The sequence below is a fragment of the Burkholderia sp. RS01 genome, from assembly GCF_039748055.1.
GTDB lineage: Bacteria > Actinomycetota > Actinomycetes > Actinomycetales > Micrococcaceae > Arthrobacter.
This window is the reverse complement of sequence record NZ_JBDLAK010000002.1, coordinates 154434-176644: the sequence shown is the minus strand read 5'-3', so window position 1 is coordinate 176644 and position 22211 is coordinate 154434. Positions and strand designations below refer to the sequence as shown.

General features: G+C 65.3%; 19 protein-coding genes, 1 tRNA gene and 1 pseudogene. 8 read left to right on the top strand and 13 right to left on the bottom strand.

The window, feature by feature from the left end; all coding sequences use genetic code 11:
* Window positions 1-89 precede the first annotated feature (89 nt).
* Window positions 90-3596, bottom strand: coding sequence for a DNA-directed RNA polymerase subunit beta (gene rpoB / locus ABFP37_RS02790; RefSeq protein ID WP_078027244.1), 3507 nt, complete (start codon window positions 3594-3596; stop codon window positions 90-92).
* 399 nt (window positions 3597-3995) lie between these two features.
* Between rpoB and ABFP37_RS02785 the strand changes: the two genes are divergently transcribed.
* A complete protein-coding gene (locus ABFP37_RS02785; protein WP_078027245.1) occupies window positions 3996-5195 on the top strand; it encodes an acetyl-CoA C-acetyltransferase in 1200 nt (399 codons plus the stop codon).
* On the top strand, window positions 5195-5743 hold the full coding sequence (locus tag ABFP37_RS02780) for a YbaK/EbsC family protein (RefSeq protein ID WP_347032668.1): 549 nt from the start codon (window positions 5195-5197) through the stop codon (window positions 5741-5743). Before ABFP37_RS02785 ends, ABFP37_RS02780 begins: the two co-directional genes overlap by 1 nt.
* A gap of 135 nt (window positions 5744-5878) precedes the next feature.
* Here the strand turns inward: ABFP37_RS02780 and rplL are convergent, their stop codons facing one another.
* The 9 genes and pseudogenes from rplL to ABFP37_RS02735 form a co-directional block, all read right to left on the bottom strand.
* The gene (gene rplL, locus ABFP37_RS02775) at window positions 5879-6253 is read right to left on the bottom strand and encodes a 50S ribosomal protein L7/L12 (protein WP_078027247.1); all 375 of its coding nucleotides are present in this window, start codon (window positions 6251-6253) and stop codon (window positions 5879-5881) included.
* Between the two features lie 207 nt (window positions 6254-6460).
* Window positions 6461-6919, bottom strand: a pseudogene (gene rplJ / locus ABFP37_RS02770) (50S ribosomal protein L10); the annotation flags it as partial.
* 351 nt (window positions 6920-7270) lie between these two features.
* Window positions 7271-8389: a GNAT family N-acetyltransferase gene (locus ABFP37_RS02765; protein ID WP_347032667.1), complete on the bottom strand. Its 1119-nt coding sequence runs from the start codon at window positions 8387-8389 to the stop codon at window positions 7271-7273.
* A gap of 77 nt (window positions 8390-8466) precedes the next feature.
* A complete protein-coding gene (locus tag ABFP37_RS02760) occupies window positions 8467-9558 on the bottom strand; it encodes a GNAT family N-acetyltransferase (protein ID WP_078027249.1) in 1092 nt (363 codons plus the stop codon).
* A gap of 177 nt (window positions 9559-9735) precedes the next feature.
* Complete coding sequence (gene rplA, locus ABFP37_RS02755; RefSeq protein WP_078027250.1) at window positions 9736-10443, bottom strand: 50S ribosomal protein L1; 708 nt, start codon at window positions 10441-10443, stop codon at window positions 9736-9738.
* A gap of 178 nt (window positions 10444-10621) precedes the next feature.
* A complete protein-coding gene (gene rplK, locus ABFP37_RS02750; protein ID WP_024365990.1) occupies window positions 10622-11053 on the bottom strand; it encodes a 50S ribosomal protein L11 in 432 nt (143 codons plus the stop codon).
* A gap of 131 nt (window positions 11054-11184) precedes the next feature.
* Window positions 11185-12039 carry a transcription termination/antitermination protein NusG gene (gene nusG / locus ABFP37_RS02745; RefSeq protein ID WP_347032666.1) on the bottom strand — a complete coding sequence of 285 codons (855 nt, stop codon included), beginning with the start codon at window positions 12037-12039 and terminating at the stop codon, window positions 11185-11187.
* A gap of 114 nt (window positions 12040-12153) precedes the next feature.
* On the bottom strand, window positions 12154-12438 hold the full coding sequence (secE, locus tag ABFP37_RS02740; RefSeq protein ID WP_078027251.1) for a preprotein translocase subunit SecE: 285 nt from the start codon (window positions 12436-12438) through the stop codon (window positions 12154-12156).
* Between the two features lie 83 nt (window positions 12439-12521).
* Window positions 12522-12594 (bottom strand) — tRNA-Trp (locus ABFP37_RS02735).
* A 273-nt stretch (window positions 12595-12867) separates the two neighbouring features.
* Here ABFP37_RS02735 and ABFP37_RS02730 point away from each other — a divergent pair.
* Complete coding sequence (locus tag ABFP37_RS02730; protein ID WP_078027252.1) at window positions 12868-14085, top strand: pyridoxal phosphate-dependent aminotransferase; 1218 nt, start codon at window positions 12868-12870, stop codon at window positions 14083-14085.
* An 85-nt stretch (window positions 14086-14170) separates the two neighbouring features.
* Here the strand turns inward: ABFP37_RS02730 and ABFP37_RS02725 are convergent, their stop codons facing one another.
* Together ABFP37_RS02725 and ABFP37_RS02720 are read right to left on the bottom strand one after the other, a co-directional pair.
* Entirely contained in the window at window positions 14171-14857 is a 687-nt protein-coding gene (locus ABFP37_RS02725; RefSeq protein ID WP_078027253.1) for a response regulator transcription factor, read from the bottom strand.
* The gene (locus tag ABFP37_RS02720) at window positions 14854-16311 is read right to left on the bottom strand and encodes an ATP-binding protein (RefSeq protein ID WP_078027254.1); all 1458 of its coding nucleotides are present in this window, start codon (window positions 16309-16311) and stop codon (window positions 14854-14856) included. Before ABFP37_RS02720 ends, ABFP37_RS02725 begins: the two co-directional genes overlap by 4 nt.
* Window positions 16312-16436: 125 nt before the next feature.
* On the opposite strand from ABFP37_RS02720, the gene ABFP37_RS02715 reads away from it, so the two are divergent.
* The 5 genes from ABFP37_RS02715 (at window position 16437) to ABFP37_RS02695 (ending at window position 20657) form a co-directional block, all read left to right on the top strand.
* Complete coding sequence (locus ABFP37_RS02715) at window positions 16437-18011, top strand: PspC domain-containing protein (protein ID WP_347032665.1); 1575 nt, start codon at window positions 16437-16439, stop codon at window positions 18009-18011.
* A 1-nt stretch (window position 18012) separates the two neighbouring features.
* Complete coding sequence (locus ABFP37_RS02710; protein ID WP_078027256.1) at window positions 18013-18297, top strand: hypothetical protein; 285 nt, start codon at window positions 18013-18015, stop codon at window positions 18295-18297.
* Between the two features lie 3 nt (window positions 18298-18300).
* Window positions 18301-18555, top strand: a complete 255-nt coding sequence (locus ABFP37_RS02705; protein WP_078027257.1) for a PspC domain-containing protein — start codon at window positions 18301-18303, stop codon at window positions 18553-18555.
* A gap of 198 nt (window positions 18556-18753) precedes the next feature.
* Complete coding sequence (locus ABFP37_RS02700) at window positions 18754-19779, top strand: ATP-dependent 6-phosphofructokinase (protein WP_347032664.1); 1026 nt, start codon at window positions 18754-18756, stop codon at window positions 19777-19779.
* A gap of 161 nt (window positions 19780-19940) precedes the next feature.
* Window positions 19941-20657, top strand: a complete 717-nt coding sequence (locus tag ABFP37_RS02695; RefSeq protein WP_078027259.1) for a GNAT family N-acetyltransferase — start codon at window positions 19941-19943, stop codon at window positions 20655-20657.
* A gap of 32 nt (window positions 20658-20689) precedes the next feature.
* Here ABFP37_RS02695 and ABFP37_RS02690 read toward each other — a convergent pair whose 3' ends face one another.
* A complete protein-coding gene (locus tag ABFP37_RS02690) occupies window positions 20690-22210 on the bottom strand; it encodes a DHA2 family efflux MFS transporter permease subunit (protein WP_347032663.1) in 1521 nt (506 codons plus the stop codon).
* Between the last annotated feature and the right edge of the window lies 1 nt (window position 22211).

Genomic DNA, 22211 nt, shown 5'->3' with positions numbered 1-22211 from the left:
CTTGTTCTCTAAATTCTGAAGTCTTGGGTTACGGGAAGAGGGAGGTGAGGTCCGACGGCGGGTGGTGACCCGCCGTCGGACGTCACCTGCTAAACCTCTTCTACGGAACTGGGCTCTGCACGAGACAGATCGATGCCCAGTTCTTCCGCAGCCGTGAAGACTGCGTCATCAGAGTCACGCATTTCAATTGTGGTTCCGTCCGTGGAAAGCACTTCCACGTTCAGGCACAGCGACTGCATTTCCTTGATCAAGACCTTGAAGGACTCAGGAACGCCCGGCTCCGGGATGTTCTCGCCCTTGACGATGGCTTCGTAGACCTTCACACGACCGTGGATATCATCCGACTTGATCGTGAGGAGCTCCTGGAGCGTGTAGGCGGCGCCGTAAGCTTCGAGCGCCCACACTTCCATTTCACCGAAGCGCTGGCCACCGAACTGTGCCTTACCACCCAGCGGCTGCTGCGTGATCATGGAGTACGGACCGGTGGAGCGCGCGTGGATCTTGTCGTCCACCAGGTGGTGGAGCTTCAGGATGTACATGTAGCCGACCGAGATCGGATCCGGGAACGGCTCGCCGGAGCGGCCGTCGAACAGGCGGGTCTTGCCCGAGGAGTTGATCAGGCGGTCACCGTCGCGGGTCACGTTGGTGGAGTCCAGCAGACCGGTGATTTCCTCTTCACGGGCACCGTCGAAGACCGGCGTTGCAACAGTGGTCTGGCCACTTTCGCGCGGCAGGTTCGGCAGCTGCTTGGCCCACTCAGGCTCGCCTTCGATCTTCCAGCCGGTCTTGGCAACCCAGCCGAGGTGCGTTTCCAGCACCTGGCCGACGTTCATACGGCCCGGAACACCCAGCGGGTTCAGGACGATATCAACGGGGGTACCGTCGGCAAGGAAGGGCATGTCCTCGATCGGCAGAATCTTGGAGATAACACCCTTGTTGCCGTGACGGCCGGCGAGCTTGTCGCCGTCGGTGATCTTGCGCTTGGCAGCCACGTAGACGCGGACCAGCTGGTTGACGCCCGGGGGCAGTTCGTCGTCGTTGTCGCGATCGAAGACGCGCACGCCGATGACCGTGCCGGACTCGCCGTGCGGAACCTTCAGGGAGGTGTCGCGCACTTCGCGGGACTTCTCGCCGAAGATGGCGCGGAGCAGGCGCTCTTCCGGGGTCAGCTCGGTTTCACCCTTCGGGGTGACCTTTCCGACCAGGATGTCGCCGGCTTCAACTTCAGCACCGATGTGGATGATGCCGCGCTCGTCCAGGCCAGCCAGGACTTCCTCGGACACGTTGGGAATGTCACGGGTGATTTCCTCGGCACCAAGCTTGGTGTCGCGGGCATCGATCTCGTGCTCCTCGATGTGGATGGAGGAAAGAACGTCCTCAGCCACGATGCGCTGGGACAGGATGATGGCATCCTCGAAGTTGTGGCCTTCCCATGACATGAATGCCACGAGCAGGTTCTTACCGAGGGCGAGCTCGCCCTGGTCCGTTGCCGGGCCGTCAGCAATGATGCCGCCGACTTCCAGGCGCTGGCCTTCGCTCACCAGAACACGGTGGTTGTAGCAGTTGCCCTGGTTGGAACGGGCGAACTTGTTGATGCGGTAGTTGGTTTCCGTGCCGTCGTCGTTAAGCATGATGACGAGCTCAGCGGAGACCTCGGTAACCACACCTGCCTTCTTCGCGATGACAACGTCACCGGCGTCGACAGCAGCGGCGCGCTCCATGCCGGTACCGACGAACGGCGCCTCGGAACGGACCAGCGGCACGGCCTGGCGCTGCATGTTGGCACCCATGAGTGCGCGGTTTGCATCGTCATGCTCGAGGAACGGGATCAGGGCAGTTGCCACGGACACCATCTGGCGCGGGGAAACGTCCATGAACTGCACGTCGGCTGCGGGAACGAGAACGGGCTCGCCTCCACCACCGCGGGCACGAACCAGGACGGTCTCTTCAGCGAACTTCTTGTTGGCGTCGAGCGGAGCGTTGGCCTGTGCGATCAGGACCTCTGCTTCGTCGTCGGCCGTCAGGTACTGGACCTCATCGGACACGACGCCCTCGGCAACGAGACGGTACGGGGTCTCGATGAAGCCGAACGGGTTGATGCGTCCGTAGGAAGCCAGCGAACCGATCAGACCGATGTTCGGGCCTTCAGGGGTTTCGATGGGGCACATACGTCCGTAGTGGGACGGGTGAACGTCTCGGACTTCCATGCCTGCGCGGTCACGGGACAGACCACCCGGGCCAAGCGCGGAGAGGCGGCGCTTGTGGGTCAGACCCGAGAGCGGGTTGTTCTGGTCCATGAACTGGGACAGCTGGGAGGTTCCGAAGAACTCCTTGATGGCTGCCACCACAGGGCGGATGTTGATCAGCGTCTGCGGCGTAATGGCCTCGACGTCCTGCGTGGTCATACGCTCGCGGACGACGCGCTCCATGCGGGACAGGCCGGTGCGGACCTGATTCTCGATGAGCTCGCCGACGGCGCGGATGCGGCGGTTGCCGAAGTGGTCGATGTCATCGATCTCGACGCGCAGTTCGTGGTCCTGGCCGTCGCGCTTGCCCGTGAGGGTCTTCTCGCCGGCGTGCAGCGCAACCAGGAACTTGATCATGGCGACGATGTCTTCAACGTGCAGGACCGAAGCTTCCTTGTCACCAAGGGAGCGGTCGATGCCAAGCTTGCGGTTGATCTTGTAACGGCCGACCTTGGCCAGATCGTAGCGCTTGGAGTTGAAGTACAGGTTGTCCAGCAACGACTGGGCAGCCTCGACGGTGGGCGGCTCGCCCGGTCGCAGCTTCCGGTAGATGTCCAGCAAGGCGTCTTCGCGGGTTTCGGTAGCGTCCTTCTCCAGCGTTGCGCGCATGGAGTCGTACTGGCCGAACTCCTCGAGGATCTGGCCTTCGGTCCAGCCGAGGGCCTTCAGCAGCACGGTGACCGACTGCTTGCGCTTACGGTCGAGGCGGACGCCGACCTGATCGCGCTTGTCGATCTCGAGCTCGAACCATGCACCGCGGGACGGGATGATCTTTGCCGTGAAGATGTCCTTGTCGCTGGTCTTGTCAGCGGTGCGCTCGAAGTAGGCGCCCGGTGAACGGACCAGCTGGGAGACGACGACACGCTCGGTGCCGTTGACGACGAAGGTGCCCTTCTCGGTCATCAGCGGGAAGTCACCCATGAACACGGTCTGCTGCTTGATTTCGCCCGTGTTGTTGTTCATGAATTCAGCCTTGACGTACAGCGGTGCCGAGTACGTTGCGTCCCGGTCCTTGCATTCAGCCATGGTGTACTTCGGGTCAGCGAACTCCGGATCGGAGAAGCTCAGGGACATGGTGCCCTGGAAATCCTCAATCGGGGAGATCTCTTCGAAGATGTCGGAAAGACCGGAGGTGGTGGCGACGCTGAGGTCGCCTTCTTCGACGGCCTTCGCTACGCGTGCCTGCCAGCGTTCATTTCCGACCAGCCAGTCGAAGCTGTCCGTCTGCAGGGCAAGCAGATTCGGAACGTCAAGAGGTTCGTGAATCTTTGCGAATGAGAGTCGGCGAGTGGCACCATCGGTGCTTGCCGTGTTAGCGGTTTCGTTATTAGAGGTGCTCGAGGCGACCAAGAGGGATCCTTCCACAGACCTTCAGGCGTTTTCAGATCTCCCCCGCTATGCACCCTGCGGAGTGACTCCGCAGTGCTACCATCCGGTTCCGCTATATGACCCGGGACCTGGTCTGCCCATGCTGGTGACGTTGTATACGGCACATTGATGGAGCAGCTGCCAGGCGAAGCCCACCGCTATATGAAGGCTGAAGGTAAACAGGGAAGACGCAAATATCTACGATACGGCAAAACATCGCGTGTGTCTACCCCACTTCCCAGCAGATTGCAAGCACCGTTGCCGAGGGCATCTATCCCCCACCGTGCCGGAATTCAGCCTGCCGCTGCAGCGTTTGAATGGATAGGTGACCGGGCTCACGATAACCTAGGCGTACATCCACACAGATCGGAAGAGACAAACATGAGCAATTCCGCGGACAACAACGATGTTGTCATCCTGTCCGGCGCGCGCACACCGCAGGGCCGGCTGAACGGGCAATTGGCGAGCTTCACCGCCGTCGAACTCGGGGCCCACGCCATCAAGGCGGCCCTTGCCGCGAGCGGGGTTGAGGCGGAGAAGGTTGACGCCGTGATCATGGGCCAGGTGCTCCAGGCCGGTGCTGGCCAGAACCCTGCACGGCAGAGCGCGATCGGCGCCGGGATCGGCTGGAACGTGCCCACGGTGACCATCAACAAGGTCTGCCTTTCGGGCCTCACCGCCGTGATCGACGCCGCGAGGATGATCCGCAGCGGTGACGCAACCGTCGTCGTCGCCGGCGGCCAGGAATCCATGACCCGGGCCCCGCACGTCCTGCCGGGCTCGCGCCAGGGCTGGACCTACGGCGCCATCCAGGCCCTCGACGTTGCCGCCCACGACGGCCTGACTGATGCGTTCGACGGCCAGTCCATGGGCCTGTCCACCGAAACCAAGAACCTCACCCTGGGCATCGACCGGGCATCGCAGGACAACGTCGCCGCGCAGTCGCACCAGCGCGCGGCCATCGCGGCCAAGAACGGGATTTTCGACGACGAGATCGCACCCATCAGCGTCAAGCAGCGCAAGGGCGATCCGGTGGTTGTGGCCGCCGATGAAGGCGTCCGGCCCAACACGTCCGTTGAAACCCTGGCGGGCCTCCGCGCCGCGTTCGTCACCGACGGCACCATCACGGCCGGCAACTCCTCTCCCCTGTCCGACGGCGCCTCCGCCCTGGTGCTGACCTCCCGCAAATTCGCCGAGGAGAACGGACTGGAGTACCTCGCGGTCGTCGGCAAGCCGGGACAGGTGGCCGGTCCGGACAATTCCCTGCACTCCCAGCCCTCCAACGCCATCCGAAACGCCTTGGACCGCGCCGGCTGGACAACAACCGATCTGGACTTCATCGAAATCAACGAGGCGTTCGGGTCCGTGGCCGTGCAGTCCCTCAAGGACCTGGACTACCCGCTGGAGCAATGCAACATCCACGGCGGCGCGATCGCCCTGGGCCACCCCATCGGCGCCTCCGGCGCGAGGCTGGCGCTGCACGCTGCACATGAGCTGAAACGGCGCGGCCAGGGCAAGGCCGCGGTTTCGCTCTGCGGGGGCGGCGGGCAAGGCGAAGCCCTCCTGCTGTTCCGGGACTGATGACCGGCTCGGCAGCTGCCGGCTCAGCGGGCAGCTCCGGCAGCTCCGGCACGTCCGGCACTGCCGGCACCGGGGCGGACGGCGCCGGCAGGGAGCGATTCCTTGCCGACGCCGCCGCCCGCGGCCTGGAGGTCGAGATCGTGGAGCGGCTTGCCGCCCACAGCCTGGAGGAAGCGGCGCGGATCCTCGGGATCGCCCCGGCGGACATCGTGAAGTCCCTCGTGGTGAAGCATAAGGACGGGACTTTCCTGTTCGCCCTCATTCCCGGTGACCGCCAGATTTCCTGGCCCAAGCTGCGCAGCCTGGTGGGGGTCAACAAGCTGTCCATGCCGGCGGCCGACGTCGCCTTCGAAGCCACGGGCTATGAGCGCGGGACCATCACGCCGCTGGGCAGCACCACGGCCTGGCCTGTCTATGCGGACAGGAACATCTCGGGCAAGCGCATTTCCATGGGCGCGGGCCAGCACGGCTACAGCGCGTTCGTGGACGCGGACGCCCTGACCGCGGCGCTCGGCGCAGCCATCGCGGACATCAGCGACCCCAACTAAGTCCCCGAACAGCAACGCGGGGTCACTTGCGGCCCAATGAACCCACCGGATTGGGCCGTAAGTGACCCCGCGTTGCTCTTAAATGCAGGAATCCCCGCCCACCGGAGTGGACGGGGATTCCAGGAGGAGCCTGTGTTACTTGAGGGTAACGGTGGCGCCGGCAGCCTCGAGCTGCTCCTTTGCCTTCTCGGCAGCTTCCTTGGTGACGCCTTCGAGGACGGCCTTCGGAGCGCTGTCGACAACGTCCTTGGCTTCCTTCAGGCCCAGGGAAGTGATGGCGCGAACTTCCTTGATCACTGCGATCTTCTTGTCGCCAGCAGCTTCGAGAACGACGTCGAATTCGGTCTTCTCTTCGGCTTCTTCAGCAGCACCGGCAGCCGGGCCAGCAACGGCAACAGCAGCAGCGGTAACTTCGAAGGTCTCTTCGAAGAGCTTGACGAACTCGGAGAGCTCGATGATGGTCAGTTCCTTGAAAGCTTCAATGAGCTCTTCGTTGGTGAGCTTCGCCATGGTGTGGCGTCCTTCCTATAGGTGGTGCTTGGCGGCCTGGGCCGTTGCCTTCACACCGGAGTCTGATTTGAAAGAGAATTAGTTCTCTTCGGTGGCTGCGGCTTCGGCCGGAGCTTCGGTCTCTGCTGCTGCGGCCGGGGCTTCTTCAGCGGCGGGCGCTTCGGCTGCTGCCGGTGCACCGTTCTCTTCTTCAAGCTTGAGGCGCAGGGCGTCAATGATGCGTACAGCAGCGGCAGCAGGAGCCTTGAGGATCCCTGCAACCTTGGCGAGCTGCAGCTCGCGGGACTCGAGTGCTGCCAGGGCAGCAACTTCGCTGGCGTTAAGTGCCTTGCCCTCGAAGTAACCGGTCTTGATAACCAGCTGCTTGTTGGCCTTGGCAAAATCCGTCAGGCTCTTGGCCGCTGCAACTGCGTCACCCTTGATGAATGCGATTGCAGTGGGGCCGGCGAGCTGGCCGTCGAATGCTTCGACCCCAGCTTCCTTGGCTGCAATGGCGGTCAGGGTGTTCTTGACGACCGAGTACTTGGTGTCCTGGCCGAGAGAAACACGCAGCTGCTTGAGCTGTGCAACAGTGAGCCCACGGTATTCGGTCAGGACAGCGGCGTTCGATTCCTTGAAATCGTTAGTGATCTCAGCTACTGCTGAAACCTTTGCAGGCGTTGCCATAACCCTCCTTCCGGGGATAGTGCCGGTATACCGGGTCCCCGCTCAGGTGAGCTAAAACTAAAAACGCCCCGCGCAGATGCACGGGGCTTGGCTCAACACAGTTTTTACCGTGGAGCTTTGCTTCGTTCACCTGCGCCGGCCGCCCTATGTTCAGGGTCCTTCGTCCGGAAACCCACTGGTTCTCCCGCACACAACTGCAGAATTGAGCAATGCTCAGGAGAGTGGATTTCCAACAACCGACGGTCTTTGGTAGGTCCAGCTTACGTGAACCGGCGCCGGTCCGCCAAATCGGCCCGGTGACAAGAAGCAACCGGTGACCAGCCGCAACCGGCGCGGCTCGGCTCGCACGGCTCAGCTGGTGCTGGGCCCCAGGTCCGGAAGCTCCTTCTGCCAGATTCCGGTGACGCCCGCCGTCGTGAACCCCAACTGGCGGTTGACCGTCAGCAGGTACCGGTTTTCCGGGGCGTTCCAGGTGTAGATCACGCGCGCGTCCGGGAACTGCTCCGTCAGCCGCTCCATGTTGGCCACCTTGATGAGCAGGCCGAGCTTGTTGCCCCGGTGCGCCTGCAGCACCACAGTGTCGTCTTGGAACACCACGTCCTGGCGTTGCGCCAGGACGCTGATGGTGGTCAGCCCCACCAGGGTACCGGTGGCAATGTGTTCGACGGCGGTGACAACCGTTCGCCGTCCCTGCGCGATGGTGACTTCCTCTGCTTCGCGCAGTATCCGCGCGTCGAACACCATATTGTCCTGTTCGCCCACGGCGCCGGGTTCGACGTCCCCGCCGGCCTGGTTTTCGAGGACCGCAACGGCCTCCAGCCACTGCTCGGGGCAACGGTCCGTCCAGTGGTGCAGGCGGTAGCGGCCGTTGTTCGCTTCCTCGGCCTCGGCCTCAAGCTCCGCCACGAGCTTGCTGTCCAGTGGGAGGGCACATGAGCTGAACTGCTCGATGTGCTGGAGCGTGTAGCCGGTGCGCCGGGCGAATTCCACCTCGCGGCTGCCCAGCGGCACGAAACCCTGCCCCGAACCCGGCACCAGCTGCTCGGGTTCGAATTCGTGAAGGGAAGCCCCGGGGTGGTTGGTGTCCACCAGGATCATCGAGCGGCCCTCGTCGCGGGCAAACTGTTCGGCCGCCTCCAGCAGCTGCCTGCCCACGCCCTGGCGCTGATACTCCGGCAGGATGTCCAGGGTGAACTCCGCGAGGTCCTGATTGTCGGCCAGGGGCAGTGCGATGTCCACCGTGCCCACTATGGTGCCCTCGATTTTGGCCACGAGGATGATCTGACGCTCGTAGGGATCGTCGAGTTCGAGGAGCTTTTCCAGTGGTGCGTAGGCAAGGTCGTCGCTGCCCCACGTCTGCATCCGGACCTTGCGGCCTACCTCGACGGCGGCCAGGAAGTCCGCAGCATCGGGCGCGTCAATGGAATCCGGGATCCACAGCTGCTCGATCCGCACTTCACTTGCCATCATCCCAGCCGTTTCCGCCGCTCGCCCTTCCAGGCCGCGGGCTCAAGTCCACGCGGTGTGTCGTCGCCAGCATATGCCGGTTAGTGCCGGCGCTGCCACTCGCCGTCGTACCCCGCCGGGCGGAACCCCAGGGCAACATTGATGGCGAGCATGCGCTCATTCTCCGCGGCGTTGAACGTGAGGATCCGTTCCACGGAGGGATGCGCCTCCATCATGCGGCGAAGGTTCAGCACCTTGACCAGCATTCCCAGGCGGTGGCCCCGGTGCGGCTTGGCAACCAGGGTGTCGTCCTGCTGCCCCAGCCAGGGCTTCGACTCGGAGTACTGCAGCACCGAATACGCGGCGAGCTCGCCGCTGGCCCTGTGCCTCGCCACCGCCACGAGCGACTCCTGGCCGGTCTGCTTCCATTCGTCCTCGACGTGCCGGACGCGTTTGGCGTCCCACACCTCGGGGTCGTAATGGAGCGCCCCGGAGGGGCTGTCCGTACTCATGCGCGACATGAGCACGGCGAGCTGGTCCACGTATTCGTCCGGGCAGCTGTCCGTCCAGGCGAGGAGCTCGTACCGGTCACCGGCTATCGAGCGCGCGTCGCGCTCAAGCGCGTCCAGGGCCGCTTCCGACGGCGGCATGTCCAGTGCGCTGAAGCGCGTCACCTGTTCCAGTGCGTAGCCAGCCGCCGTGGCAAATCTCACCGCACGCGAATCGGCTGGAATGCCGCCCGTCCCGGTTCCGGGTTTCAGGATGCCGGCGCCGTCCGGATCAAACCCTGCAACGTGTTCGGTGAAGCTTTGAAGGGTACTGCGGCCGTGGCTGGCAGCGAAGGACTCGGCGTGCCGCAGGAGCGCCCGGCCGATGCCCCGGCCAGTGAAATCGTCCAGCACGTCCACGTGCACCATGGCGTCCTGGAGATTTTCCTGCTGCGGCAGACTGACCCACGACTTCGCCACCATGCGCCCGTCCAGCCGCACGAAGTAGGGCCGGACGTGCTCGTATTCGTCGTCGCGCCACGCTTCAAGCCGGGCCTCCCGCGGCATGGCGCGGTCAAGGTTTCCCCAGGTCTGCAGCACGACGGCATCAGTCAGGTCACTGAATTCGACGAAGTCCGCGGCGTCCGGAGAAGCGAGCGAGGAAGGCAAAACAAGCGGCTCTATGCGGTATGGGGGCGTCGTCACGGGATCAGCCTAGCCGCACGGTCTTCCAGCCTCCAGAGCCTGCGGCGTCCGGCAAAGCCCGGCAGCGCCCGACAGCGCCGCCCCCGCGGCGTCCGGACGCAAAGCAAAGGACCGCCCGGCGCAGTGCCGGGCGGTCCTTTGATGCCTGCCGGATTACCGGCGGGTGTTTCGCGAGGATTAGACCTCGGTCAGCACCTTGGTGACGTTGGGGTCGACGGAGATGCCGGGACCAAACGTGGTGGCAACAGTCGCCTTCTGGATGTAGCGGCCCTTGGAAGCGGACGGCTTCAGGCGAAGCACCTCTTCGAGAGCGGCTGCGTAGTTCTCGGCCAGCTTGACGGCGTCGAACGAGACCTTGCCGATGATGAAGTGCAGGTTGGAGTGCTTGTCGACGCGGAAGTCGATCTTGCCACCCTTGATGTCGTTGACAGCCTTGGCGACGTCAGCGGTCACGGTGCCGGTCTTCGGGTTCGGCATCAGGTTACGCGGACCCAGGACCTTACCAAGGCGGCCAACCTTGCCCATGAGGTCAGGGGTGGCAACGGCGGAGTCGAAGTCGGTCCAGCCGGCTGCGATCTTTTCGATCAGGTCGTCGGAACCAACGAAGTCGGCGCCGGCAGCGATTGCTGCCTCAGCCTTGTCGCCCGTTGCGAAGACGAGGACGCGGGCAACCTTACCGGTGCCGTGCGGCAGGTTAACGGTGCCGCGGACCATCTGGTCAGCCTTACGCGGGTCTACACCCAGGCGGAAAGCGACCTCAACGGTGGCGTCGAACTTGGACGGGTTGGTGTCCTTGGCCAGCGTCACTGCCTCGAACGGCGCGTAGAACTTCTCCGCGTCGATCTTGGCGGCGGCTGCCTCATATGCTTTGCTGCGCTTTGCCATGCTGCTTATTCTCCTTGTGCAGTTGTGGTCTGCGGACCGCGCTGGGCCCTGCCACAGTTGGATGATCCGGCGTGGATCTCCAACATTTCAATGTTTCAGTGGTGCCGGTTTCCCGGCGGTGCTGCCCGGCGTCGTCGTCGGTTTCCCGAACCCGGCGCCGCATCAGCGGTGGGGGAAATTAACCCTCGACGGTGATACCCATGGAGCGGGCGGTGCCGGCGATGATCTTCGCTGCGCCTTCGAGGCTCGTGGCGTTGAGGTCTTCCATCTTGGTGGTGGCGATCTCGTTGACCTGGGCCTGGGTCAGCTTGGCAACCTTGACGGTGTGCGGCGTGGGTGAACCCTTGGCAACGCCTGCAGCCTTCTTGATGAGTTCTGCAGCCGGCGGGGTCTTGGTGATGAACGTGAATGAACGGTCTTCGTAAACCGTGATTTCCACGGGGATAACGTTTCCGCGCTGGGCTTCCGTCGCAGCGTTGTACGCCTTGCAGAATTCCATGATGTTGACACCGTGCTGGCCAAGCGCAGGACCGATCGGCGGGGCCGGGTTGGCGGCACCTGCCTGGATCTGCAGCTTGATGAGGCCGGTGACCTTCTTCTTGGGAGCCAATGTAGGGTCCTTCTCTCAATTGCGTCCTGGGACACAGGAGCGTGCCTCAGGTGGTTGACCGCCATGGCGAGGCGGTCTGCCGTCGAGGAACTGCTAAGCGGGCAGTTCCGGGACGAATTCTAGGGGTATTGCTAGATCTTGGTGACCTGGTTGAACGCCAGGGTGACCGGCGTTTCGCGTTCGAAGATGGACACCAGCACCACGAGGGTCTGGGAATCAATCTTGATCTCGGAGATCGTGGCGGGGAGGGTCTCGAAGGGACCTTCCTTGACGATGACCGATTCGCCGACCTCGAAGTCGACGTCCACGGGAGCGGCGGCGTGCCTGACCGGCTTGCCCTTCTCGGCCTGCTCTTCTTCGAAGACCGGCGCGAGCATGGAGAAGACCTCGTCGAGGCGCAGCGGGACCGGGTTGTGGGCGTTGCCCACGAAGCCGGTAACGCCCGGGGTGTGGCGGACCGCGCCCCAGGAGGCGTCGGTCAGGTCCATGCGGACCAGCACGTAGCCGGGGATCCGGACGCGGTTGATGACCTTGCGCTGGGCGTTCTTGATCTCAACGACTTCTTCCATCGGCACCTGGATTTCGAAGATGTAATCTTCCATGTCCAGGGTCTGGATGCGCGTTTCAAGGTTGGCCTTCACGCGGTTCTCGTAACCCGCGTAGGAGTGGATGACGTACCAGTCACCCTCCTGGCGGCGCAGCTTGGCCTTGAACTCCTCGGCGGGATCGACATCGGCCTTCGCGGCGGCGGCTGCCAGGGCGTCTGCCTCATCGGCGTCAGCTTCCTCGGAGTCAGCTTCCTCGGAGTCAGTTTCGTCATCCGCTACATCTGCATCGTCGTCGGCGTCAGCGTCAGTTTCGGCGTTAGCGGCGCCGTCGGAATCGGGTGCAGCAGACTCAACCTCAGACCCTTCAACGGCCTCGGCCGATGCGTCCTTGGTTTCATCCAGCTCAGTCTCAGTTACCTCGAGCTCCTGCTCAGACACTTGGTCTCCTGCTTCCTCATTGCCTAACATGCCTATTTAAATGGCTCAATTCCGCACACTCCGCAGTCCGTTCCGTTTCCGGAAGGATCCCGCGCAGTCTGCGGACCGATCGCCTTAGCGGTCCTTGGCGCCTGTACCGCCGAAGACCCAGCTCACCGCGGTCCCGAAGCCCAGGTCCAGCAAGGTGACGATGACCATCATGATGACCACGAATACCAGCACCACGAGCGTGTAATTAATCAGTTCCTTGCGGGTGGGTGCGACAACCTTCTTCAGCTCGCCGATGACCTGGCGGATGAAGAGTGCGATTCGAGCGAAGAAGCCAGCCTTGGCGGCTTTCTTTGCGGGGCGGCCCTTGGAGCTGCTTGCAGCTGTTTCGGTCACCTGTTCCTCACTCATCCTCGCAAAATGTCGGATTACCCGGTCCTGAACTGAACCATGGTTGCTGCGCTTGCTCCGGCTTTCCGCCGGAACAGCTTGCGCAGGGCAGACAGGACTCGAACCTGCAACCTGCGGTTTTGGAGACCGCTGCGCTACCAATTGCGCCACTACCCTATGGATCAAAAACCGATCGAGGCCGCGCTTCACCCAAGGATTCCTGAGGCGCACGTCATCATCGTGTTTTCAACACCGGAGAACTAGTCTACGCAACAACTTCGCGTACGTCGAACCAGCCTCGTTTCGGACCGTTCTGCGGCGGTGGATTCCTGACTGCGCCGCAGTCACAAAGCCATGCCCCACCTCGAACGATCCGGTGAACAGCATAGAGTAGATTCCGTCGAATTCCACCATTCAGCTAACCAGCTGCAAGCGAAGAACGGACCTGCCATGTCTGCCGCCCGCGTTTCCAAACGCATTTCCGCCATTGCCGAATCCGCCACCCTGGCTGTCGACGCCAAGGCCAAAGCACTTAAGGCGGCCGGCCGGCCCGTGATCGGTTTCGGCGCCGGCGAACCGGATTTCCCCACCCCGGGCTACATCGTCCAGGCCGCCATCGAGGCCGCCAGCCAGCCGAAGTACCACCGCTACTCCCCCGCCGGCGGCCTGCCCGAGCTGAAGAAGGCCATTGCCGAGAAGACCCTCCGAGACTCCGGATACAAGGCCGACGCCTCCCAGGTGCTGGTCACCAACGGCGGCAAGCAGGCCGTCTACAACACCTTCGCAACGCTCGTGGACCCGGGCGACGAAGTGATCGTTCCCACGCCGTTCTGGACCACGTACCCCGAAGCCATCCGCCTCGCGGGCGGCGTGCCGGTGGAGGTCTTCGCCGGGCCGGAACAGGACTACCTGGTGACCGTGGAGCAGCTCGAAGCGGCCGTCACGGACCGCACCAAGGTCCTCTTGTTCGTCTCGCCGTCCAACCCGACGGGCTCCGTGTACTCCCCCGAGCAGGTGGCGGAAATCGGCCAGTGGGCCGCAGCCAAGGGCCTGTGGGTTGTCACCGACGAAATCTACGAGCACCTGACGTACGACGGCGTTCCGTTCACCTCCATCGCCACGGCCGTCCCCGAACTGGGCGACAAAGTGGTGATCCTCAACGGCGTGGCCAAGACGTATGCGATGACCGGCTGGCGCGTGGGCTGGATGATCGGCCCGGCCGACGTCATCAAGGCCGCCACCAACCTGCAGTCGCACGCCACTTCGAACGTGTCCAACATCCCGCAGATCGCTGCCCTGGCAGCCGTGTCGGGACCGCTCACCGCCGTCGACGAAATGAAGGTCGCCTTTGACCGCCGACGCAAGGCGATCGTTGCCGGACTTAACGCCATTGACGGCGTTGAATGCCCGACGCCGAAGGGCGCCTTCTATGTCTACGCGGACGTCCGCGCCCTGCTGGGCAAGGAATTCCCGACGGCGAACGGTCCGGTCAGCCCCTCGACCTCCGCCGAACTCGCGGCGCTGATCCTGGACGAGGTGGAGGTTGCCGTGGTGCCCGGCGAAGCGTTCGGTCCGTCCGGCTACCTGAGGCTGTCCTACGCGCTGGGCGACGACGACCTCGCCACCGGGGTGGAGCGCCTCCAGGACTTCCTGGGCAAGGCGAAGTAGGCCGTCCCAAAGCCCCGATGCGCTGTCACTTGTGGGCCTTATTGCCGCGGCAAAAGGGCCCTAAGTGATAGCGCATCATTTGGTTTTAGAGGAGCCGGCGCTCGGCCGCCCACTTGGTCAGTTCATGGCGGCTGGAGAGCTGCAGCTTCCTGAGCACCGCCGACACATGGGTTTCCACGGTCTTGATGGAAATGAACAGCTCCTTGGCCACTTCCTTGTAGCTGTATCCCCGGGCGATGAGCCTCATCACCTCGAGCTCGCGGGCTGAGAGCTTGTCCAGTTCGTCGTCGGCAATGTCCGCGGGAGCGGTGCCGAAGGCGTCCAGTACGAAGCCGGCCAGCCGCGGCGAGAAGACGGCGTCGCCGCCGGCAACCCTGTAGATGGCGTCCGTGATCTCCGTCCCCGAAATCGTCTTGGTCACGTAGCCGCGCGCGCCGGCACGGATCACGGCCACGACGTCCTCCGCCGCGTCCGACACACTGAGGGCCAGGAACGTGGTGGTGCCCCGAAGCGCCGCTGAGCCGGCGATGACTTCACGCCCACCTCCGCCCAGGCCGCCGGGCAGGTGGACATCGAGCAGCACCACTTCCGGGCGGGTCCGGCCGATCACCTCGATGGCCTGCTCCACCGTTCCGGCCTCGCCGACCACCTCAATGCGCGGGTCCAGGTCCGCCTTCAGGCCGGAGCGGAAGATGGCGTGGTCGTCCACGATCACGACCCGGACGCTCCGTCCCGGATCCCCGGCCGTGCCGCCCAGTGCTGGAGTGCTCATGACTTCCCTTCCCCGTTGTCCTCCGCGGCCGCAGGCAGCTTGAGCCGGACCTCCGTGCCGTCAGGACTGCTGTTGATCTGGGCGGTTCCGCCGTGCCGCTTCATTCGGCCAATAATTGACTCCCGGACGCCGAGCCTGTCCGCCGGAACCGCGTGGAGTTCGAATCCGGAGCCGCGGTCCTTGACGAATACTTCCGCGCCGCCGTCGGACACCTCCAGATAGACGGAGACCGGTCCGCCGCCATGGCGGGAGGCGTTCAGCATGGCTTCCCGGCTCGCCTGGACCAGCGCCTCATGCCTGTCGGTCATGGCCGTGTCGCCCACGCTCACGACGTCCACCGCATTGCCGAGGCCGTCCTCAACCTCCGCCGCGGCCGCCTTGATCCTGTCCGAAAGCTGGCCGGCGTCCCTGGCCGGGTCCCTGAACAGCCAGCCTCGCAGTTCGCGCTCCTGCGCTCGGGCCAGCCTCACCACATCGTGTTCGTTGGCGGCCCGGCGCTGGATCAGCGCGAGGGTCTGCAGCACTGAATCATGCAGGTGTGCGGCGATCTCCGCCCGTTCGGTCTCGCGGACCCGGCCGGCGCGTTCGGTCTCAAGGTCGCGCCAGAATTTCAGGCCCCAGGGAAGCAGCACCAGCGCCACCCCGCCCAGGACGGCCACGGACGCCAGCAGAGCCAGCCAGGTCTGCTCCCAGGAACCGGACCCGGACACCATGACCAGCACTCCGGCCACCACCAGCGCGAGGCCGGCGGCCAGCCGCGCCCATCCGCCCGCCTGGTCCGCCTTGGTCTTGTCCACCAGCCCGGCGCGGCGCGTTTCGTCGAGTTGCATCCAGGCGATGGCGGCACCGCCGAGGATGGCAGCCGCCGGGATCAGGGTCCCCAGCGGCACTTCGACGCCGAGCAGCCTGGCGATCAGGATCGCGGCAACGAGCAGCAGCCCGGCGCCAAGCAGGATCTCCTTGCCGTAACGCATGTTGCGGACGCGGAACCAGGCACCGGTGCCCGGAACAGCAGCAGGTGCCGGCGGCTGGGAGGAGGGCCCGGCGTCGTACTGTGCGGACGGCGCGGGAGCCACAGCAGGGGTATATACACCCGGCTCTGCGGCGGGCGCTGGTCGGCCCGGGGGCGGCCAAGCCGGACCGGGCGAATACGCACTGCTCCACACCGAAGGGTCGACGACGGCGGCGGGATGCTGCGGCATGCTCACCGCGGGGGCAATGGGCGACGCCGGCCGCCGGGCGTTGCGCTTGGCGCTCTCGTCTGCGGTGGGCACCATGATCCACAGCCAGCCATAGAAGACCAGGCCTGCCCCGCCAGCGAGCGCGGCCACGGCCATGCCGATCCGGACCATGCGCACCGGCCAGCCCAGGTGGTCCGCGAGGCCCGCGCACACGCCGGCGATAACGCGGTCGCTGCTGCGGACCAGCGGCGGGCGGACGGGGACTGTGGTCATGCATCAATCCAAACACGGATCAGGGTTTCGGAGGCCCGTTTTGAGGGTGGACCGGGGGTAAGTCAGGGACGGCTCAGGGTCTTCCCCAATAGAGGGACCATGGCCCCGCACGGCAGGATCGAAGTATGAACTCGCACAACCCCACCCCAGCTGAAGGGCAGCAGCCCGCCAACCCGTCCGACGACCAGTCCGGACCCGGTTCCGAACCTCTGCGCGAACCCGGAACCACCGATTCGCAGGCAGAACGTCCCACCGAGGCCCTGCCGGGGCAGCCGACTGAGCAGCTGCGGCCGTCCCTCGGTGCCACGCAGGAAATACCCGGCACCCCGCCGCCGGGCGGTCCCGGTTTCGGCGGTCCGGGTGCTCCCGGCTACGGCCGGCCACCCCAGCAGCTGAACTTCTTCGACTGGATCCGCAGCCAAGGCATCCACCGCGGACGCGACCGCTGGATCGGCGGCGTCTCGAGCGGCATCGCGGAGCGCATGGGCATCGACCCGCTGATCGTACGGGGCGTGTTCATCGTGCTGACGCTGTTCGCCGGCATCGGCGTCCTCCTGTACGGCCTCGCCTGGGCACTCCTGCCGGAGCCGGAGGGCCGGATCCATACCCAGGAAGCGGGCGCCGGGCGCTGGACCAGCGGCATGACGGGCGCACTCATCACCACCGTCCTCGGCCTCACCGGCATGGGGGGCGGATTCTGGGGCTGGGGACACGACGGCTTCGGCTTCTTCTGGACCCTCTTCTGGGTGGGCGGCGTCATCTACCTCATCTACTTCCTCTCGCAACGCAATAGGAACCCCATTGGAGCAGCTATGAACACCACCCAGGCCGGCGCCCAGCCTGCCCCCGGATACGCTGCCCCCGGCAGTGCCCCGGCGGCAGAAGCATTCGCTGCCGGCACACAGGCCGCCACCGCCCAGCACGGGGCACGGCCCGCGTCGGCTCCTTTGCCCCCCTACGGCGCCGCCGGCCAGGGACATGTCCCGCCCGGCCCATACGGCGGCGGGTTCGGCAGCGTTCCGCCCCGCGGACCAGCCCCGGTGCCGGCTCCTGTGCCCGCTCCGAAGTCAAGGCCGAACGGCCCCGGCGCACCCGTCGTCGCCATTACCGCAGGCCTCGCCTTGCTGGTCGGCGGGACGCTCAAGGCCCTCGACGCCGGCAACGTCATCGATCTCGGCGACTCCGCCAACGCCGTGGTGTGGGCCAGCGGCGCCGCTGTCCTTGGCCTGGGCATCCTCCTCTCCGGCCTCAGGGGCAGGACGTCGGGGATCCTCGGATTCTTCGCCGTGGTGGCACTGATCGTCGGCGGCATCTTCAACACCGTGCCGAACGGCGACCGTTTCCGCTTCCAGAACGCGGACTGGAACCCCGCCAGCATCGAACAGGCACGCGAGGGCTTCCAGATCACCGGAGGCCGCGGGACTGTTGACCTCACCGGCCTGAACCTGAACCCGCCCCTGGGCACCGACGTCGTGATCCCCCTCGACGTGACCGCCAGCAACGTGACGGTCGTCATCCCGCGCACGGTTCCAGTGGACGTCAGGGCAGACATGACGCTGGGCAACCTCAACGAAGGCGCGGACAGCCGCAGCGGCATCACCTCCCGCCAGAGCAGCTACAACGCTGATAAGCCCGGCGCCCGCCTGATCCTTCAGATCGACGGAACCGTCAGCAACGTCACCATCCAGGAAGGCAACTGACATGAGCAGCCATGACCCCGCCCCGAAGACCTCGCCCGTGCCGGAATCCGTCGCAGCGGACCGCCGCGATCCCTCTTCCTCACCGGCCCGCGTCGGCACCATCGTCTGGGGGCTCGTGGTGCTGGCCCTGGCCGCGCTCATCATCATCTCCCAGCTGGGGCTCGTGGCACTGAACGGAACCTATGTGCTGATCGGGCTGATGATCGGGGCCGGCGCCGCGCTGGTGATCGGCGGCCTGCTCTCGGCCCGCGGACGTGACAACAGCCCCACAAACGGGAAGTCTTGAACCATGGAAAAATTCTTCAGCATTGTCAGGGGCCTTGGCCTGAGGCGCGGACCGCAGCGCTGGCTGGGCGGGGTGTGCGGCGGAATCGCCGAGAAACTGAACGTGGACGTTGCCTTCGTCCGGATCGGCTTCCTCCTCTTCTGCCTCCTGCCGGGACCGGCCGTCCTGTTGTACCTTCTGGCGTGGCTCATCCTGCCGAACCAGAACAACGGCATCGCGCTCGAGTCCTTCCTAGAAAAGCGCGCCATGAACCGGTAGGGACCGCCGAAAGGCCGGTGACCGCCGTCGACCGCTACCCAGTGCCCCCGTTCCCACCGGAGCGGGGGCACTTATACGTCACACCAGGGCGCGGTGTAACCGTTTGTGTCCTTCCCCACACCGCCCATTAGACTCTAGGGTGAGCTCAGCGTGGCGCTCTGCCTGTATACCTTCGAACCAGGATTTGAGCCGAGAAATATGAAAATAGGAATCCTCACCAGCGGCGGCGACTGCCCCGGACTGAACGCCGTGATCCGCGGCGCCGTCCTCAAGGGCATTGCCATCCACGGCCACGAATTCGTGGGGTTCCTCGACGGCTGGCGCGGAGTGGTTGAGGGAGACATCATTCCCATTCCCCGCACCGTGGTCCGAGGCATTGCCAAGCAGGGCGGCACCATCCTGGGTACATCCAGGACCAACCCGTTCGATAACGGCGGCGGACCCGAGGTCATCAAAGCCCACATGGAACGGCTCGGCATCGACGCCATCATCGCCATTGGAGGCGAAGGAACCCTCGCCGCGGCCAAGCGCCTCACGGACGCCGGACTGAAAATCGTCGGCGTGCCCAAGACGGTGGACAACGACCTCGACGCCACGGACTACACCTTCGGCTTCGATACCGCCGTCCAGATCGCCACCGAGGCCATCGACCGCCTGCGGACCACGGGCGAGTCCCACCACCGCTGCATGATCGCCGAAGTCATGGGCCGCCATGTCGGCTGGATCGCCCTGCACGCGGGAATGGCCGCCGGCGCCCACGCCATCCTGATTCCGGAGCAGAAGGTCAGCATCGAGCAGATCGTCGAGTGGGTCAACGAGGCCCACGACCGCGGCCGCGCGCCCCTCGTCGTCGTCGCCGAAGGCTTCGTGCCGGAGCACATGGAATCACCGCACTCCGAGCGCGGCCTGGACACCTTCGGCCGGCCCCGGCTCGGCGGCATCGCCGACCAGCTGGCCCCCGAACTCGAGGCAAGGACCGGGATCGAGACCCGCGCCACCATCCTCGGCCACATCCAGCGCGGCGGCGTCCCGTCCGCCTTCGACCGCGTGCTGGCCACCCGGCTGGGCATGGCCGCCATCGACTCCGTGGTCGAGGGCCGCTGGGGCACCATGGTCTCGCTGAACGGAACCGACATCGACCACGTCGGCTTCGAAGCAGCGCTCGGCAAGCTCAAGACCGTCCCGCAGCACCGCTACGACGAGGCCGCGGTCCTCTTCGGCTAGGCCCCGCTCCGCTTCGCCCGAACGGGCAGTTAAGGCCCTCTTTTCCGATTGTGGAGGGCATTGACTGTCCGTTCGCGCTAGTTAATGCGGTGACGGCGGGGGCCTAAGTGCCCTTGCGCGCTGGTTGATGCGGGGGCGGCGGGGGTCGGTAGGCTTGGGGCATGAGTCTTGAGCCCGGTTCCGCCGCCATCATCCAGCTAGCCTGGGCGCGCCGTTTGGGGCTCGACGACGGCGCTTTCGCCCTCGCCTTGGAAACCGGGGAACGGCTCACGAGGGTCGACGACACAGCGCGCGCCGTCCAGTTCGTCCGCCTCTTCGGCAGCTCCGCCCTGGTGGGTCCGCAATGGGCGCTGGACGCCGCCGTCGGAATCGCCGATGAAGAGATGGCCCAGCACGTCACCCTGCTGACCATCACCCGCCGGCACGGCGGCCACGGCCTGGGCTCGGCTGCTCTCTTCTTCGCGGACGACCTCCCGCTGCTGCAGCCCGCCGAGGAACTCACGGTGTCGCACGGCAACCCCGAGGCCGTCGAACTCGAGAGCCTCTGCCCGCCGGACGACATCAACGAGGTGGGGCTCTCCGACCTCGAGAACCGCTACACGATCCTGCATGACGAGGACGGCCGCAAGGTGCCCGTGGCCTGCGGCGCCTACTCGGAATGGGAAGGGATCCTGGCCCACATGGGCGTCCTCGTGGCGCCGCAGTGGCGGCGCCGCGGCGTGGGTTCCCTGGCGGCCTCGATCGCCGCGCACGAAGCCCTGGCCTCCGGGCTGACGCTCCAGTGGCGCGCCGACGTCAGCAACAAAGGCTCGCTGGCCACGGCACGCAGCCTGGGCTTCTCCACCGGCGGCATCCAGACCAGCGTCCTTCTCGGCTAAGGACGCCTGCCCGGCCGAGGACGCCCGCCGGGCTACGGTGTCCTGGCGTCGGAGCTCTCTGCTTTTGCCGGTTGCTGGCCGCCCCAGCCCTGCACGGGCTTCGGGCGGGCAAAGAACAGCGCAACTGCCGCGCCGAGCACGATCACGGCCGCGGGCAGCATGATGGACTGGCTCATCGCCGTCGAGAACCCCTCGTGCAGGGCCGCCGGCAGCTGGCCGCCGAAGCTGACCTCACCGGCCCCGCCCGGCCCTCCCGCAGCACCGGGAGCCGGCGGAAGTTCGGCCGCGAGCCGGGCCTGCATGAGGACCGCAATCGCGGCGCTGCCCAGGACCGCCCCGATCTGGCGTGTGGTGTTGTAGACGCCGGCCCCGGCTCCCGCCTGCCGCGGCGGCAAGTTGCGGGTGGCCGTTGAACTGAGGGGCGCCCAGACCCCGGCATTTGCGAAACCGAGGACCGCGCTCGGCAGCAGGAACAGCCACACCGGAGTGTCCGGATGCATGAGGGCGGAGTTCCAGAACAACGCCACCGCCATGAGGAGCAGGCCGCCGGAGGTGATGTACTTCGGGTTGACACGGTCGATGATGCGGCCCACCACCGGTGCCAGGCCGCCGGAAATCAGCGCCATGGGGACCATCATGAGGGCCGACTGCGTGGGGGTCATGCCCCGCACCATCTGGTAGTAGAAGATCAGGGGCAGGCCGAAAGCCGTGACCGTGAACCCCACCGTGGTGATCCCGATGTTGGCCAGCGAGAAGTTGCGGTCCTTGAACAGGGAGAGCGGGAGCAGCGGCTCGCCCTTGTTAACAGCCTGCCAGCCGACGAACAGCGCCAGCACCACGATTCCGCTGATGATCAGGCCCCAGACCGTCACGGGGCCCGTGATGGTGCCCCAGTCGTACGTCTCGCCTTCCTGGAGCCCGAACACGAGCAGGAAAAGCCCGACGGCGCTGAGCGCCACGCCGGGGATATCGAACCTGTGCGGGTGGGTGGTGAGGGACGGGACCAGGCGCCAAGCGAGGATAAAGCCCACAATTCCGATGGGGACGTTGATGAAGAAGATCCATTCCCAGCCGAGCCCGTCCACCAGCACGCCGCCGAGGATGGGACCCACCAGCGTTGCCACGCCCGCGGTGGCGCCCCACAGGCCCATGGCTGCGCCGCGCCGGTCCGGCGGGAAGATGCGTGTGATCACCGCCATGGTCTGCGGCGTCATCAGGGCGGCGCCCAGGCCCTGCAGGACGCGGGCCGCAATGAGCATGTGGACGGTGCCGGACAGGCCGCACCAGAGCGAGGCGAGCGTGAACACGACGAGACCGGAGAGGTACAGCCGCTTGGGGCCGAACCTGTCACCCAGCCTCCCGGTGATGAGGAGGGGAACCGCATAGGCCAGCAGATAGGCACTCGTGACCCAGATGACGGCGTTGATGTCCGTGTCCAGCCCTGCCATGATGCTCGGGTTAGCGACGGAGACGATGGTGGTGTCGATCAGGATCATGAAGAACCCGATGACGAGGGACCAGAGGGCAGGCCACGGCCTGGTTACATTCTCCAAC